15 protein-coding genes are annotated in these 14,080 nt (G+C 66.5%); 5 read left to right on the forward strand and 10 right to left on the reverse strand.

The genetic code is table 11. The features are described from left to right. Positions 1-187: 187 nt before the first annotated feature. Both CAF53_RS11345 and CAF53_RS11350 read right to left on the reverse strand, forming a co-directional pair. On the reverse strand, positions 188-1,972 hold the full coding sequence (locus CAF53_RS11345; protein ID WP_100238774.1) for an ABC transporter transmembrane domain-containing protein: 1,785 nt from the start codon (positions 1,970-1,972) through the stop codon (positions 188-190). A gap of 42 nt (positions 1,973-2,014) precedes the next feature. Next, positions 2,015-3,310 carry a class I SAM-dependent methyltransferase gene (locus CAF53_RS11350; RefSeq protein ID WP_100238100.1) on the reverse strand — a complete coding sequence of 432 codons (1,296 nt, stop codon included), beginning with the start codon at positions 3,308-3,310 and terminating at the stop codon, positions 2,015-2,017. A 96-nt stretch (positions 3,311-3,406) separates the two neighbouring features. On the opposite strand from CAF53_RS11350, the gene dgcA reads away from it, so the two are divergent. Next, entirely contained in the window at positions 3,407-4,381 is a 975-nt protein-coding gene (gene dgcA, locus CAF53_RS11355; RefSeq protein WP_100238101.1) for an N-acetyl-D-Glu racemase DgcA, read from the forward strand. A gap of 39 nt (positions 4,382-4,420) precedes the next feature. On the opposite strand, the gene CAF53_RS11360 is transcribed toward dgcA, so the two are convergent. The 6 genes from CAF53_RS11360 to CAF53_RS27065 form a co-directional block, all read right to left on the reverse strand. After that, positions 4,421-4,810: a hypothetical protein gene (locus tag CAF53_RS11360; RefSeq protein ID WP_100238775.1), complete on the reverse strand. Its 390-nt coding sequence runs from the start codon at positions 4,808-4,810 to the stop codon at positions 4,421-4,423. Between the two features lie 95 nt (positions 4,811-4,905). Next, positions 4,906-6,090 carry a mechanosensitive ion channel domain-containing protein gene (locus CAF53_RS11365; RefSeq protein ID WP_100238102.1) on the reverse strand — a complete coding sequence of 395 codons (1,185 nt, stop codon included), beginning with the start codon at positions 6,088-6,090 and terminating at the stop codon, positions 4,906-4,908. 27 nt (positions 6,091-6,117) lie between these two features. Next, the gene (locus CAF53_RS11370; RefSeq protein WP_100238103.1) at positions 6,118-7,128 is read right to left on the reverse strand and encodes a DNA topoisomerase IB; all 1,011 of its coding nucleotides are present in this window, start codon (positions 7,126-7,128) and stop codon (positions 6,118-6,120) included. Positions 7,129-7,174: 46 nt separating this feature from the next. Continuing rightward, complete coding sequence (locus tag CAF53_RS11375; protein ID WP_100238104.1) at positions 7,175-7,885, reverse strand: hypothetical protein; 711 nt, start codon at positions 7,883-7,885, stop codon at positions 7,175-7,177. Beyond that, a complete protein-coding gene (locus tag CAF53_RS11380) occupies positions 7,882-9,243 on the reverse strand; it encodes a putative O-glycosylation ligase, exosortase A system-associated (RefSeq protein WP_046763576.1) in 1,362 nt (453 codons plus the stop codon). The genes CAF53_RS11375 and CAF53_RS11380 overlap by 4 nt, the downstream gene beginning before the upstream one ends. Beyond that, the gene (locus CAF53_RS27065) at positions 9,236-9,397 is read right to left on the reverse strand and encodes a hypothetical protein (RefSeq protein ID WP_157801251.1); all 162 of its coding nucleotides are present in this window, start codon (positions 9,395-9,397) and stop codon (positions 9,236-9,238) included. Before CAF53_RS27065 ends, CAF53_RS11380 begins: the two co-directional genes overlap by 8 nt. 81 nt (positions 9,398-9,478) lie before the next feature. Here CAF53_RS27065 and CAF53_RS11385 point away from each other — a divergent pair, with 81 nt between their 5' ends. Continuing rightward, a complete protein-coding gene (locus tag CAF53_RS11385; RefSeq protein ID WP_100238105.1) occupies positions 9,479-10,729 on the forward strand; it encodes a TIGR04063 family PEP-CTERM/XrtA system glycosyltransferase in 1,251 nt (416 codons plus the stop codon). 5 nt (positions 10,730-10,734) lie between these two features. Continuing rightward, positions 10,735-11,607 (forward strand): hypothetical protein, encoded by an 873-nt coding sequence (locus tag CAF53_RS11390; RefSeq protein ID WP_046763575.1) that lies wholly within the window; start codon positions 10,735-10,737, stop codon positions 11,605-11,607. 50 nt (positions 11,608-11,657) lie between these two features. Here CAF53_RS11390 and CAF53_RS11395 read toward each other — a convergent pair whose 3' ends face one another. Both CAF53_RS11395 and CAF53_RS28075 read right to left on the reverse strand, forming a co-directional pair. Further along, positions 11,658-12,029 carry a hypothetical protein gene (locus CAF53_RS11395; protein ID WP_100238106.1) on the reverse strand — a complete coding sequence of 124 codons (372 nt, stop codon included), beginning with the start codon at positions 12,027-12,029 and terminating at the stop codon, positions 11,658-11,660. Beyond that, entirely contained in the window at positions 12,026-12,211 is a 186-nt protein-coding gene (locus CAF53_RS28075) for a hypothetical protein (protein ID WP_084733104.1), read from the reverse strand. Before CAF53_RS28075 ends, CAF53_RS11395 begins: the two co-directional genes overlap by 4 nt. 115 nt (positions 12,212-12,326) lie before the next feature. Between CAF53_RS28075 and CAF53_RS11405 the strand changes: the two genes are divergently transcribed. Together CAF53_RS11405 and CAF53_RS11410 are read left to right on the forward strand one after the other, a co-directional pair. Beyond that, a complete protein-coding gene (locus tag CAF53_RS11405) occupies positions 12,327-12,998 on the forward strand; it encodes a S24 family peptidase (protein WP_100238107.1) in 672 nt (223 codons plus the stop codon). 25 nt (positions 12,999-13,023) lie between these two features. Next, positions 13,024-13,941: an XdhC family protein gene (locus CAF53_RS11410; protein WP_100238108.1), complete on the forward strand. Its 918-nt coding sequence runs from the start codon at positions 13,024-13,026 to the stop codon at positions 13,939-13,941. Positions 13,942-14,080: the final 139 nt, after the last annotated feature.

Raw genomic sequence — 14,080 nt, forward strand, 5'->3', positions numbered from 1 at the left:
GTTCTGCCGGTCAGACAGGCTTGGGCGGCTGTCGGCCGGTGCAAGACATGGCCATCCCCATCACCGCGGAACTGATTGGGTCCCGCTTTCCTCCGAAACCGCACCTGGCCCGAGGCAGCATCACCCCGGCTGAAGTTCCGGACGAAGAGTGGGAAATGGTGGAACTCCACCCACAACCGATGAACCTTCAGCCCGCCGGAACATCCTGAAATTGCAGATTGGCCAGCCGCGCATAGAGCCCTTGCCGGGCCATCAGCGTGGCATGATTACCCTGTTCGACCAGCCGCCCTTCATCGAGCACCAATATCCGGTCCGCGGCGCGCACCGTTGCGAGCCGGTGGGCGATGACGATCGTCGTGCGACCCTGCATGAGCCGGGCGAGCGCGTCCTGCACCAGCCGCTCCGATTCCGCGTCGAGCGCGGAGGTCGCCTCATCGAGCAGCAGGATCGGCGCATCGCGCAGCAAGGCCCGGGCGATCGACAGGCGCTGGCGCTGCCCGCCCGATAAGCGTGCACCGCCTTCGCCGAGATAGCTGTCCAAACCCTCCGGCAGGGCGCGCAGGAAGCGTTCCGCATTGGCGGCGCGAGCGGCCGCCCAAATCTCCTCGTCGCTCGCATCCCATTTGCCATAACGCAGATTGTCGCGGGCGGACGCGGCGAAGATGATGCTTTCCTGCGGCACCATCGCCATCATCGCGCGTACCGCGGCCGGGTCGGCTTGCGTCAGCGGCACGCCGTTCAGGCGGATATCGCCCGAATCGGGATCGTAGAAGCGCAGCGCCAACTGGATCAGCGTGGACTTGCCCGCGCCGGAAGGCCCGACGATCGCCACCGTTTCGCCCGGCGCTATATCGATGGAAATGCCGTGCAGCGCGGCCTGATCGGGGCGGGTCGGATAGCGGAAATGCACGTCTTCGAACTGAAGACGTGCCCCATGGGCCGCGCCCGGCACCGGCACCGGCCGCGGTGGGACCGCGATCTGCGGCACGGCGATCATCAATTCATGCAACCGCCCGGCCGCACCCGCGCCGCGCAGCAGGTCGCCCCAGGTTTCCGACAGCGCGCCAAACGCCCCCGCGACCAGCCCGCCGGTCAACACGAAGGCTGCGATGCTGCCGCCCGACAGGCGCCCGGCTGCGACGTCCAGCGCGCCCTGCCACATGACGGCGGTGATCGATCCGAACACCAGCGCGATGACGATGGCGGTCATCGCCGCGCGCAGGGCAATGCGGCGGCGGGCGGTGGCGAAACCCATCTCGACCGTCGCGTCGAAGCGGGCGGCCTCCCGGCCTTCCTGGCCGAAGGCCTGGACGATCTTCATCGCGCCCAATGTCTCGGAAGTGACGCTGCCGACCTCGGCCAGCCGGTCCTGACTGGCGCGCGAAAGCTTGCGCACGCGCCGGCCGAGGCCGATGATCGCGACCAGAATGACGGGAATGCCCAGCAGCAGCAGCCCTGCCAGCTTGGGCGCCAGCGCGAACAGGTAGATCAGGCCGCCAATGCCCGTCACCACGTTGCGCAGGGCGATGGACACGGTCGATCCCACCACCTGGTCGATGATCGCAGTGTCGGCAGTCATGCGGGATGCGATTTCGGACGGCCTGTTTTCCTCGAAGAAGCGGGGCTCCTGCCGCAGCAGATTGGCCTGGGTGGCGGACCGGATATCGGCGACGACCCGTTCCCCTAGCCAGGATACGCAATAAAAGCGCGCGGCGGTCGCAGCGGCCAGGACCACGACGATGATGAACAGATATTCGAACCAGCGGCTGATATCGCCACCACCCATGAATCCCCGGTCGATCACCAGCTTGAAGCCGCTGGGAATCGCCAGTGTCGCGGCGGAGGAGATGAACAGCGCGGTGAGCGCGCCGGCAATGCGGCCGGGATAGCGGCTGGCGAAACGCCAGATCATGCCCAGGCTGCCTAGGGCGGGGCGCGTTTTGTCGCGCGACGGCTTGTCCAGTTCCTCCATGCGCGTGCGCTGTAGCAGCCTGCCGCGCACTGTAAAAGGGGATCAGAGAACGGGCGCGATCTCCGCCGCCAGCGTCATGATGCGGCCCGCCGTCGCCCGTCCCGTCAAGGCATAGGCCATGTCGCCCGCCTCCCAATAGGCGATGACGTCGTCAGCCCGTCGGGCCAGCAGCGGGCGGGACTCTGCCGGTGTTTCGGCGCGGTCGGCGAAGAAGGAGAGCTGCTCGCCGTCCGGGGTGGTGATCGACACGGCCAGGGCGGGACTGCCGGATGTGGGATAGAGCTGGACATCGTCGATCCGCCACCGCGCGGGCAGCGGCGGCAGGGTGATGCCGGTCGAGCGCCGGATTTCCCCCGGATTGAGCGTCGCGCTTTCCACCTGCGAAGCCATGCTCTGGCGCAACAGTCCCGTGCGGTGCGATGCGGCGGCTTCGTCCAGAAAGGTGCTGGCTTCCGCGCTTTGCGGAAACTCGCCCATTTCCCCGCGCGCGATCCAGCCGGTGGCGATCAGCGCGGCGATCCCGGCGGCGCGGGCGATATGCCGCCAGGCCCGGCCCCGTTCATTGTCGTTGGCGACGGGGATCGACGTGTCGCGGCGGCGTCCGACCAACGTGCCCTTGGTGCCGTCATGTCTCAACTGGAAGTCGATATGCGGCCAGCGCTTGCGCCAGCGCCGGGCGACCAGCCGCTCACCGGGGCGGGCCGCATCGTCGAGCAGCACGACGGCGCCCGGAGAGAGGCGCGCGAACAGGCTGTCCGCCGCGCCGCGCACCAGCGGATGCACCGCCCAGGGCGGCCCGTCGATGATCAGCATGTCGATGCTGTCGGGCAGGCTGTCGATATCATACCAGCGCCCCGGCCAGTCCCGGCTCTCCGCGACAAGGGGCGCATGACGCAGATCGGCATGCAGGCCATGATCGGAAAGCCAGTCGCGCGTCGCCCGCACGAAGCCGTCATGCTGGTCGAAGCTGGTCAGCCGCCCCCCGCCATGCTGGGCAAGCGCGCGCGCCGCGATCAGCGTCGAGGCACCCGCGCCCAGCTCGACCACATTGGCCGGCCGCGCCCGCGCGATCTCGCGGACGATATGCCGCAGGAAACCGACATCCGCCTTCCAGCTCCCCAGATGCGGCAGCGCGTCATGGGGCAGGCCGAGTTCATCGAGCAAGGCCCGCTTGTCCGCCTTGCGCCCGCCCGACAGGCTGGCCAGCAGCCAGGGCCAGGTGATCGCGCCGAAGCCGATGCGCCAGGCCCAGTCGCCAAGGGCGCGCGGCCGGCGCCGGGCCGCCAGCGCGTCGGCATCGCCGAGGGGCAGCAGGCCGGTCAATTCTCTGGATGTCACGGGTGCGCCTATCCTTTATCTGCGGGTCGAGAGGGGTTATGCGGCGGGGATAGCCGGTTCGCTCAGGCCCCACCATATTCAGCACAGGGAACGCCGATGACACGCCTCCTATCCGCGACTGTTGAACGCTGGCCGGTCGCGGGGGCCTTCATCATCAGCCGGGGGGCCAAGACATCGGTGGACGTCGTCGTCTGCACTGTGGCCGATGGCGCGCATGTCGGGCGGGGCGAGGGTACGGCGATCTATTATGAAGGCGAGACGGCGGAAGGCTGCGCCGCGGCGATCAACGCCTATGCCGGACCGCTGGAGCGGGAGGCATTGTTGGAGGCGATGCCGCGAGGCGCCGCCCGCAATGCGCTGGATTGCGCGCTCTGGGATCTGGAGGCGAAGCGTGCCGGAATGCCGGTGTGGCGGCTTGCCGGTCTGGACCAACCCAGGCCCTTGCCGACCGCCTTCACCATCAGCCTGGGCGAGCCGGAGAAGATGGAGGCGGATGCGCGGGCTGCGGCGAGACGCGGCTTCGGCCTGCTCAAATGCAAGCTCACGGGCGAAGGCGACCGCGCGCGGATCGCGGCCGTGCGGGCGGGCGCGCCGGATGTGCGGCTGATTGTCGATGCCAATGAAAGCTGGCATGAACGCGACATCGTGGCCGAGGCAGGGGCGCTGGCGGAACTGGGCGTCGAGATGGTCGAGCAGCCGGTTTTCCACGGCAGGGAGGAGCGGCTGACCGGGATCAGGGCGCCCTTGCCCCTGTGCGCGGATGAAAGTTGCCATAGCCGCGCCGATCTCGACCGGCTGGGCGGTTTCGACGCGGTGAACATCAAGCTGGACAAGGCGGGCGGCCTGACCGAGGCGCTCGCCCTGTCGCGCGAGGCGAGGGCGCGGGGTTTCCGCGTGATGGTCGGCTGCATGCTGGGCACGTCGCTGGGCATCGCGCCCGCCGCGCTGGTCGCGCAGGGGGCGGACTGGATCGATCTGGACGGCGCGCTGCTGCTGGCGAAGGACCGCGATGGCGGGCTGGAGATGCGCGACGGGCTACTTCATCCCGGCACTTTGTGGGGCTTGGATTGATTCTGTGCTCCTGCCCGCGCAGGAGCAGCAGGAACGCGATCAATAACCCAGCGTCAGACCCACCGCATAATATTTCGGCCCGACATTGGCCTTGGCGCGCAGCTTGGGGATCAGCGGCATGGCCAGCGTGGCATAGGGGCGTATATTGTCGCCGCTGAAGCGCACGCCCGCGCCGATAGTGGCGGAAGCGGGCAGGGTATAGCTCGCCTCGACCCGCCCATAGAGCTTCGTATCGCCGTCGCGCAGATACACGCCGCCGCCCGGTGTCAGGCGGAAGCCGCCCATGCCCATCGCATAGCCTGCGCCGATTTCCGTTCCCCAATGACCGTCGGCGCGACCATAGTTGAGTTCGGCGCCGATCCCCTCGGCATGGGCTGCTGGCGCAAGGGCGAGGGCGGCGATGGCAGCCACCAGATAGATCGGTTTCATGGGCATCCGGAATGTCTGTTCATGGTCGGCTCCGGCCTGACTCCCGACGCCGTCTCAGGCAAGGGGGAGCAGGCCGGGCCGAGTCCGATATGCGATCAGGCGAGCCGATCCTGGGCCTCCCCGCCCTTCTGGTCGACCCGCACCACCGGCTGCACATCCGGATAGGGCATGACGGCATGTCCATCCGGGGCGGCCGTGAAACTCGTCTGCGTCGGATAGGCGAACTCGATCCCCGCCGCCCTGAAGCGCTTCCAGATGGCGAGGCCGACCTGGTGCCGCGAGGCGAAATAATCGTGGGTATCGGGATCGGGCACGTCGAAATTGAGCTGATAATCGAGCGAACTCGCGCCGAAACTGACCAGCCCCGCATTGACGAAGATATGCCCCTGCGCCTCGACGATCTCCTTCAACATCGCGGGGATCGCATCGGCCTTGTCCTCCGGCGTCTGGTAGATGATGCCGATGGCGAAGGTCACGCGCCGCTGGGCGAGCATCTGGAGGCTGGTGATCTCCTTCTGCAGCAGATTGGCGTTGGAAATCACCTTCTTCTCACCGCTCATCGCGCGCAGATGCGTGCTTTTCAGGCCGATATGCTCGACCCGGGCGGTGGTCTGGTCATAGGTGATGACCTCGCCCTGGCGGAAGGGCTTGTCGAAGATGATCGACAGCGCGGCGAACAGGTCGGAGAATATGCCCTGCGCGGCGAGGCCGATGGCAATGCCGCCGATGCCCAGACCCGCGACCAGGCCGGTGACGTTCACACCCAGATTGTCCAGCACCACGATCAGAGCGATCGCGAACAGTGCGAACGTCACGAGCACGCGGATCAGCCCCATGGCATTGGCCAGGCTCTGGCTTTCGTCCGCCGAGGTGCGCCGTTCGACCAGCCCCAATATGATCTCCCGCGCCCAGATGGCGCATTGGAAGACGGCTGCGATGGTGAAGAGGAAGGCGACGGTCTTCAGCACCATCTGCGGTGGATTGGCATAGCTCACCACCAGCCGCGCCGCGACCATGGCCATGAAGAAATGAGTGGTCCGGGCGAAGGACCGGCCCGCGACATTGACGAAACCCAGCGTGTCGCCGGGTGCCCCCTTCAGCCGCCCGCCGATGCTGCGCAGTGCGGTCAGCAGGGTATAGATCACCACCGCCGCGCCGATCGCGATCAGGATCTGCCAATAATGGAGCGAGAACCAGTGAACCGTCGAATGCCACATCTCGGTCAGGTTGGGGGGGCGCACGTCAATCTCGGGAAGGGCGACGGGATCTTTCTGGGCCATGGAAATCCTTGGAACCGTGGGTACGGGTCAGGCCGCCCGCCGGAAAGCGCAAGCCATGTCCAGGCTTTCCAGCAGGGCGATCAGTCCTCGTTCGTAGCGGGACAGATAGCGGGTTGCGCGCGGCAGGCGAAGCCCCTCGCGCCATTCATCCTGTCCGTTGCGGCAAAGTTCCATCAACGCGGGATGAATATAGCTTTTGCGGCTGATTGCCGGGGTGTTGCCCAGCGCCTCCGCCACCGGCGCGATCATCTGCTTCAGGGAAATGCTGCCCGTCGCCAGCGCTTCGAAGGCGATGACGGATGCACCCCAGGTGCGGAAATGCTTGGCGGTGAAGTCGCCCCTCATGGCCTGCGCGATATAGGCGTTGACGTCGCTGGAGGTGATGGGCCGGGCGACGCCCTCCTCATCCAGATATTGGAACAGATGCTGCCCCGGCAGGTCCTGCACCGCCCGCACGAAGCGCACAAGCCGGCGGTCGGTGATCGTCAGTTCATGCTCCCGTCCCGACTTGGCGCGGTAGCGCAGGCGCAGCGCCTGCCCCCGCAGGTCGACATGGCGGCGGCGCAGGGTCGTGGCGCCGAAGCTCTTGTTCGCGGCGACATATTGCTCGTTGCCGACGCGCACCTTGGCGAGGTCGAGCAGGCGCACGACCGCGGCGAGCGTCTTTTCCTTGGCAAGGCCGAGCCGCGACAGATCGGCCTCGATACGTGCGCGCAGCTTCGGCAGGGCATGGCCGAAGGCGGCGCATCCGGCATATTTCTCCGCTTCGCGCGCGGCGCGGAACGCGGTGTGATAACGATATTGCTTGCGTCCCCGGTCGTCATAGCCGGTCGCCTGGATATGGCCGTCCGGGTGTGGGCAAAACCAGCAATCGCGATAGGCGGGCGGCATGGCGATGGCGTTCAGCCGGTCGATCTCCTCCCGGTCGGTGATCCGCGTACCGCCGGCGTCGAAATAGGCCCATCCCCGTTTCAGCGCCCGGCGCGTGATACCGGGCATGCCGTCATTGGCGTGGATGATGCGGGGCGTAGCGGGCATGATCGTCTCACGCCATCAAACCCGCCATGCCTTGCTTCGTTCCACGTCAGCCAAGACCCCCCGGGCGCGGGAGCACGCGGCGCATGCCGCTCGGCAGCCGCCAGTGCAGCGGGTGGCGCCGCATCACCGACAGATGGGCAAAGGTCAGCGTCAGGCAAAGGGTCGCGGCCGGTATCGCCACGCCCTGCGCCATCGGCACCAGCAGGGCGACCGCCAGCGCGCCGACCGCGCCGCCCAGCGCGGCGAGGGTCGCGCCCGCCTCCCCATCGGGTCCGCGCAGCCAGAAGACGCAGCCACTGATGCCCAGCGCAAAGGCCATGGCGAAGCGCGCCGCCTGACCCGGTCCGGCAAGGCCGCAGCCGATCAGCAGCAACAGCATCGCCCCCGCCAGACCCAGGCGCGGCAAGCGGCCGAGCAGATGCGCGATGACGGGATAGACCAGCAATTCGCCCATGACGACGGCGATCAGGATCGCGGCGGCGAGCCGGGCCTGCTCCGGCCCGGCAATCGCCGCGACGACCGCCGTCCCCGCCCATGGCACCAGCCGCAGCGGCGCCATGCGGATATGGCTGATCCAGCCACGCAGGCCCGCCCGCGTTTCCCAGCGCCGGTCGGCCAGCCGCAACTGGAAGGCGGCGATGATGAACAGCGCTTCGGCGCCCCAGGGCAGCAACGACGGCGCGACCAGCGGCGAGGCGAGCACCAGCCCCAGCAGCAGCCCGTGGGCCAGGCCCAAAATCTTCAACTCGCCCTTCATGCGGCGCTCCCCTGCGCGACTGGTGATGCGGGAAATAACGGCTGGCGCGCGGCGGCCTTGCGTTTCCGGGTCAAATAAGTGTCGAGGCCGATCTGGAGCGAGAGCATCATGAAGATGAACGGCTGATAGGCGATGCCCACGAACAGCGATCCTACCATGTAGATGACGTGCCCCTGTTGCAGGGCAAGGGCGAAGGGCGCGATCCAGGCTTCCTCACCCTCGCGCTTTCGGTACATCCGCCGGATCGCTTCGGTCCGGATGAAGCAGGTCAGGTGCAGCAGCGCCCAGAGGAAGAAGCCGAAATAGCCCTGCTCGCCCAGCATCTCGAAATAGGCGCTGTGATAGGCGCGGCCATGATCGGTGACGATGCGCTTCTCCATGCGCGAACCGGCGGCGTCGACGACCCGCTCCTGCATGACATAGGTGAATTTGTTCTGGAGATAATTGTCGAAGCCCCCGCCGGCCGGATGCTCCTTCACATAGCCCAGCGTCCATTTCCACACTTCCAGCCGCGTGGAGGCGCTTTCGTCGCTCTGGTGATTCTCGATGGTCGACATGCGCTGGGTGAAGCTGGCGGGCAGGAAGGGGATGGCCGCCAGGGCCGCCAGCGCCATCAACGGGCCATAGACGAAGCGCCGCTTCGACCGCATCAGCATGAGGCCGGCGAGGATGGCGATGCACACCAGCCCCGTACGCGCCTCCGTCCCGATCGGCATCAGCAGGCAGGCGAAGCAGAGCGCATAGGCGAACAGCTTCACCCGCCAGTCGGGCGGAAAGATGGTGCCATGCTGCGCCAGCCACAGGATCAGCGGGATCAGCGAAATGGCGACGGTCGAAATGATGCTGCCTTCATAAAGGCCGCTATTATTGTCGACCATCAGGTTCAGCACGCCATAGCCGCCGCCCGACAGCGCCGTCTTCATGCCGCCATTGATGATGATCGTGCTGGCGCAGAGCACCATGAACAGGGCCAGCGCCTCGATCCGCAGCCGTGTGCGCAGCGTGACGGGCAGGAAGACGGCGAACACCATCGCCTTCCACACCCAGCCCCATTTGGTGGCCGCGTTGATCGGGAAGTCCGCCGTCGCCGTCGTGTAGCCGCACCAGGCCAGCAGCAGCAGCAGGATCACCTGCCGCATCGAGAAGCGGCAATCCTTCTTGTCGTCGACCAGCGCCCAGGCCCCCACCGTTGCCACGAAGGCGATGAAGGAGATGGGGATGCTGTTCAGCAGAAAATAGGAAAGCCGCTGGGGCGAAACGATGTCGATATAGGCATAGACCGCGACCAGCAGGAACGGTCGCCTGAGGCCCGCCAGGAAGAAGGCGCCGAGAAAGGCGACGAAGAAAAGGTCACGCATCGCCGCTGCTCTCCGTTTCGAGGGCAGAGGGGGGATCGCGATCCAGGTCGGGGCGCGAGAGCAGTCGCCATGCCGCCAGCAAGATGACGCCATGGCTGATGAGGAGGGAGAGAGCGTCGATCATCGAGTGACTTGGGTAATCCGTCAGTTCCATCGTGCCGAAGCCCGAACCTGGGATGCTTTACCCCAACAGAGTTGACGGCCCGTTAAACCTTTTCCGGCAAGACTCGGCGCCATGACACGGATTCTCCCCCGTATTCTCCCCCGTATTCTCCATGTGCTGGACCACAGCCTGCCGATGCATAGCGGATACACCTTCCGCACCCGCGCGATCCTGCGGGCGCAGATGGCCAAGGGCTGGGAGGTGCGCGGGATCACCGGCTATCGTCACGGCGTGCCGGGGCAACTGGAAGAGATTGTCGACGGCCTCCATTTCCATCGCACGCCGGGCGAATCGACCGGCGGCAATCCGCTGCTGCGCGAGTGGCGGGACATTTCCGCCCATGCCGAAGCGATCGAGTCGCTGGTGCGCCAATGGCGGCCCGACATCATCCACGCCCATTCGCCGGTGCTGAACGCCATCGCCGCGCAGAAGGTGGCGAAGCGTCACCACATTCCCTTGATCTACGAAATCCGCGCCTTCTGGGAGGATGCGGCGGTCGGCAACGGCACCGGGACGGAGGGCAGCCCGCGTTACTGGCTGACCCGCCAGCTCGAAACCCATGCCGTGCGCGGCGCCGATGCGGTGGCAGTGATCTGCGAAGGGTTGCGCGAAGACCTGGTCGCGCGCGGCATCGACGGGGCCAAGATCATCGTCTCGCCCAATGGCGTCGACATGGACCAGTTCGGCACGCCGGTCCCCCGCGATCCGGCGCTGACCCGGCGATTGGGATTGGAAGGCGCCGATGTCGTCGGCTTCATCGGCAGCTTCTACGATTATGAGGGGCTGGACGACCTGATCGCCGCCTTGCCCAAATTGGTGCGCGCCCGCCCGAAGGCGAAGCTGCTGCTGGTCGGCGGCGGCCCGCGCGAACAGGCGCTGCGCGATCAGGCCATGGCCTCGCCCTTTGCCGACCATATCGTCTTTGTCGGCCGTGTGCCGCACACCCAGGTCGAGGATTATTATGCGCAGGTCGACATCCTCGCCTATCCGCGCAAGGCGATGCGGCTCACCGATCTGGTGACGCCGCTGAAGCCATTGGAAGCGATGGCGCAGGGCCGCCTGGTCGCCGCCTCCAGCGTCGGCGGCCATCGCGAGCTGATCGAACATGGTGTCACCGGCACGCTGTTCGCGCCCAACGATCCGCCCGCCATCGCCGCCGCTCTCGCGGGAATGTTCGCGGATCGCGGCTTCTGGGACGAGCGGCGGGCGGTCGCACGGGCCTTCGTCGAGCGCGAGCGTAACTGGTCGTCAAACATTCTTCGCTACGAACCCGTCTACCGGCAGTTGCTGGCGCGCCCGCAGCGGGTGCGGGCGGCGGCCTGAGCAAGATGGGCAGGTGGGCAAAGGCGCTGCTGGGCGCGCTGGCGGCCGGGCTGCTCCTCTTCTCGATACCGGTCGGGCTGGTCGAAACCATGGTGGCGTCGAGCGGCCTCAGCGAAGCCGTCCCCGCCGCCGCCCCGCCGCTGGGGATGACGGCCCGGCTGATGATGGCGGCGTTCGGCGCCATGATGGTGCTGGGCCTGATCGGAGTAAGGCAGAGGGAAACGCGCGTCGCGTTGTTGACGCATGAAAGGAAAGGGCGCGGGAAAAGCGCCGCAGGAGTGAGCAAAATGGGTTTTGCCTTGTCCAAGCTGAGCTGGCTGTCACGTGACCGGAACAAGTCCGGGCCGACGTTGCGCCGCGCCGATGCCCATCCCGACGCGCCCGCGCGGCCGCCGATCTTCGCCAGCCGCGACTTTGGCGGGCTGGACATATTCGCCCGCACCGCGCCGGGACGCGGCGAGGTGGAGGTGCAGGCCGAAGCGGAAGCGGAAGAGAGGGTGCCAGCCGCTGGCCTCTCCATCCCCGGTACGCCGGGGGAAATGACGGAAGAAAGCGCCTTCGCCCGCCTCCGGCGCGCCTTTTCCGCCGAAACCGTCGATGCCGATTATGAGGAGATTGCACAGCCTGACCAAGCTCAGGCCGAGCGTCAGGCCGCTCCGGCGCCTGCCCCGATCACAAATCTTTCCCTGTCGGAACTGGCCGAAAGGCTGGAACGAGGCCTTGCCCAGCGCAAGCGAATGGGACGTCCGGTCTCCGTTTTGGCCGACATGCCCGTCGAGGCGGCCGTACCGGTCCGCGACCATGTGGAACAGGGCGTGGACGATGCCCTGCGTGCCGCGCTCGGTACGTTGCGTACCATGGCGGGCCGCGCCCGTTGAACTGATGGACGGGAGCGCGCCGCCGCCGTGCGCGCTCCGGCAAGGCAACCTCACCAATCTTCGATGGTGAGCGCCGACAGTTCGATCCATTCGCCGCCTGGCATCGGATAGCTGTCATCGATGCTGAGATCGGCGACGAAATGGCCGGTCAGGCTCCATTCCGCCTCCTCGATCTCGGCGACGAACGCCGCCCGCCGCGCTGCCGCATCGGGTCCGGCGAGGCTCAGCGTGATGACATGGCGTCGTCCCTGGAACAGGGCGCTGGCCCAGGGGCGGCTGGCGGCGCGTTCGACCGTGACGGGCGTGCCCGCCCGCGCCGTCAATTGCCCCAGCAGCCGGGGGAGGGGGTCCCGGCCCTTGGTCCCGGTTTCGCCATTTCGGAGCAGGTTGGCGGAGGCGACAGACATGCCGATGCTTGTCATTGACCAACACTCCTGCGATATGTGTTCATGAAATGTTCTACGCGTCTCCTCATTCGGGCGCCCGGTTCGCGTCCCCTGCGCAAGTCGAAGACCAGGCGCGGATCGCGCACGCTTTCGCGGCCGAACCGCGTCGCCGGGATACCATTTTCTCGCAGAAATTTTTCGACGGCTCGCAACAGCATTCTTCTGCTTCTCCTCTATCGACTCGATTCGCCCGATGCGAATGCGCAAGAGAATTTCCATCTGTTACCCTATTTCCTACTTGTCTAGGAAAATTCCTATCATTATGGATGAAACATGGTCGGTAATGGAGAAGATCCGCGTATCGTGCTGGAGCGTTTGATCGCTGAGCGGGGGGACAGCTATTCCGACCTCTCGCGCCTGCTGAACCGCAATCCGGCCTATATTCAGCAGTTCATCAAACGCGGCTCCCCCCGCAAGCTGGACGAGGAGGACCGGCGAATATTGGCCCGCTATTTCGGCGTGGCGGAGCAGATGCTGGGCGGTTCGACCGTGCGACCGGAAACCCCGACCAAGATGCGGTCGCTGCCCGCCGTGATCACCGTGCCGCGCCTGTCCCTGGGGGCTTCGGCCGGGCCGGGGTCGCTGGACGAGGATGAGCGGACGGCGGGCGTGATGGCGTTCGACGCCAACTGGCTGCGCCATCTGGGCGTCCGCCCGCAAAAAATATCGATCATCCGCGTCGACGGCGAATCCATGGCGCCGACATTGAGCGACGGCGATGAGATCATGGTCGATCATGATGATGATGCGATCCGATTGCGCGACGGCGTCTATGTCCTCCGGCTCGACGGCGTGCTGATGGTGAAACGGGTGGCCATGGGACCGCGGCGGGGGCTGTTTTCCGTTCTCAGCGACAATCCCCATTATCCCGACTGGATCGACATCGACCCGGCGCTGGTTATGATCGTGGGACGGGTGGTCTGGACGGGACGACGGCTGGTTTGAAAGGGATGGATTGGGAGGCAGGATTTTGAATGATAATGGCGCGGTGATCCGCAAGGCCATGGAATGGAGCGGCGCCCCGCTGGCGCTGGCGACCGTGGTATCGACCTGGGGCTCCGCGCCGCGACCGCGGGGCAGCCATATGATCGTGCATGAGGATGGCCGCTTCGAAGGCAGCATCTCCGGGGGCTGCGTCGAAACCGACGTGCTTCAGCGCACGGCCGAAGTGATCGCGGGGCGTCCGGCGCATCTGGAGATTTACGGCGTGGCCGATGGGGACGCCTGGGCGGTCGGCCTGCCTTGCGGCGGGGAGATCAACGTGCTGGTGCAGCCGGTCGGCCCCGACGGCTTCGACCCCGCGCTGTTCGACCGGATCGCGGTGGAAAGCGGGCAGGGCAGGGCGCTCATCCTGTCGACCGATCTGGAAACTGGCCGGACGCGGGAAGGCGCATGGGAAGGACAATTCCACAACCGCTATGATCCGCCGCGCCGGGTGCTGATCGTGGGCGCGGTGCAGATCGCGCAGTCGTTGGGCGCGCTCGCACGGGCGATCGGCGTCACGCCGGTCATCATCGACCCGCGCGGCCGGTTTCTGACGGAGGAACGTTTCCCCGGCATCGAACGGGACGACCGCTGGCCCGATGAAGCCATTGCTGCCCGCTCGCCCGGCGAATCGACGGCGGTGGTGACGCTCAGCCATGATATCAAGATCGACGATCCGGCATTGGCCGCCGCGCTGTGTGCGCCGACGGGCTATATCGCCGCGCTGGGTTCCCGCAGGAGCCATGCGGCCCGGCTGGACCGGCTGGCCGCCATGGGCTTTTCGCCCGACGATCTGGCGCGCATCGACGGCCCCGCCGGTCTCGACATAGGCGCAGTGGGCGCCGCCGAAATCGCCCTCTCCATCGCCGCAGGCATGATCGACAGCTTCAACATGCCACGCTGAAAATCTTCCCCATCGAGGATGGGGAGGGGGACCATTTCAAGACAAATGGTGGAAGGGGAATTGCACGACGCTTCCGCGGCTTCTGTGCTGTCGAGGTGGAAAATCTCTGCTTACGAAGGCGGAAGCATGTCGCACCTCC

The organism is Sphingobium sp. LB126, from assembly GCF_002795205.1.
Lineage (GTDB): Bacteria > Pseudomonadota > Alphaproteobacteria > Sphingomonadales > Sphingomonadaceae > Sphingobium > Sphingobium chungbukense.

Coding starts and splice junctions, on each gene's coding strand:
- CAF53_RS11345 (WP_100238774.1), bottom strand. CDS start 1,972: ATGGAGGAACTGGACAAGCCGTCGCGCGACAAAACGCGCCCCGCCCTA.
- dgcA (WP_100238101.1), top strand. CDS start 3,407: ATGACACGCCTCCTATCCGCGACTGTTGAACGCTGGCCGGTCGCGGGG.
- CAF53_RS11360 (WP_100238775.1), bottom strand. CDS start 4,810: ATGAAACCGATCTATCTGGTGGCTGCCATCGCCGCCCTCGCCCTTGCG.
- CAF53_RS11365 (WP_100238102.1), bottom strand. CDS start 6,090: ATGGCCCAGAAAGATCCCGTCGCCCTTCCCGAGATTGACGTGCGCCCC.
- CAF53_RS11370 (WP_100238103.1), bottom strand. CDS start 7,128: ATGCCCGCTACGCCCCGCATCATCCACGCCAATGACGGCATGCCCGGT.
- CAF53_RS11375 (WP_100238104.1), bottom strand. CDS start 7,885: ATGAAGGGCGAGTTGAAGATTTTGGGCCTGGCCCACGGGCTGCTGCTG.
- CAF53_RS11380 (WP_046763576.1), bottom strand. CDS start 9,243: ATGCGTGACCTTTTCTTCGTCGCCTTTCTCGGCGCCTTCTTCCTGGCG.
- CAF53_RS27065 (WP_157801251.1), bottom strand. CDS start 9,397: ATGGAACTGACGGATTACCCAAGTCACTCGATGATCGACGCTCTCTCC.
- CAF53_RS11385 (WP_100238105.1), top strand. CDS start 9,479: ATGACACGGATTCTCCCCCGTATTCTCCCCCGTATTCTCCATGTGCTG.
- CAF53_RS11390 (WP_046763575.1), top strand. CDS start 10,735: ATGGGCAGGTGGGCAAAGGCGCTGCTGGGCGCGCTGGCGGCCGGGCTG.
- CAF53_RS11395 (WP_100238106.1), bottom strand. CDS start 12,029: ATGACAAGCATCGGCATGTCTGTCGCCTCCGCCAACCTGCTCCGAAAT.
- CAF53_RS28075 (WP_084733104.1), bottom strand. CDS start 12,211: ATGCTGTTGCGAGCCGTCGAAAAATTTCTGCGAGAAAATGGTATCCCG.
- CAF53_RS11405 (WP_100238107.1), top strand. CDS start 12,327: ATGGTCGGTAATGGAGAAGATCCGCGTATCGTGCTGGAGCGTTTGATC.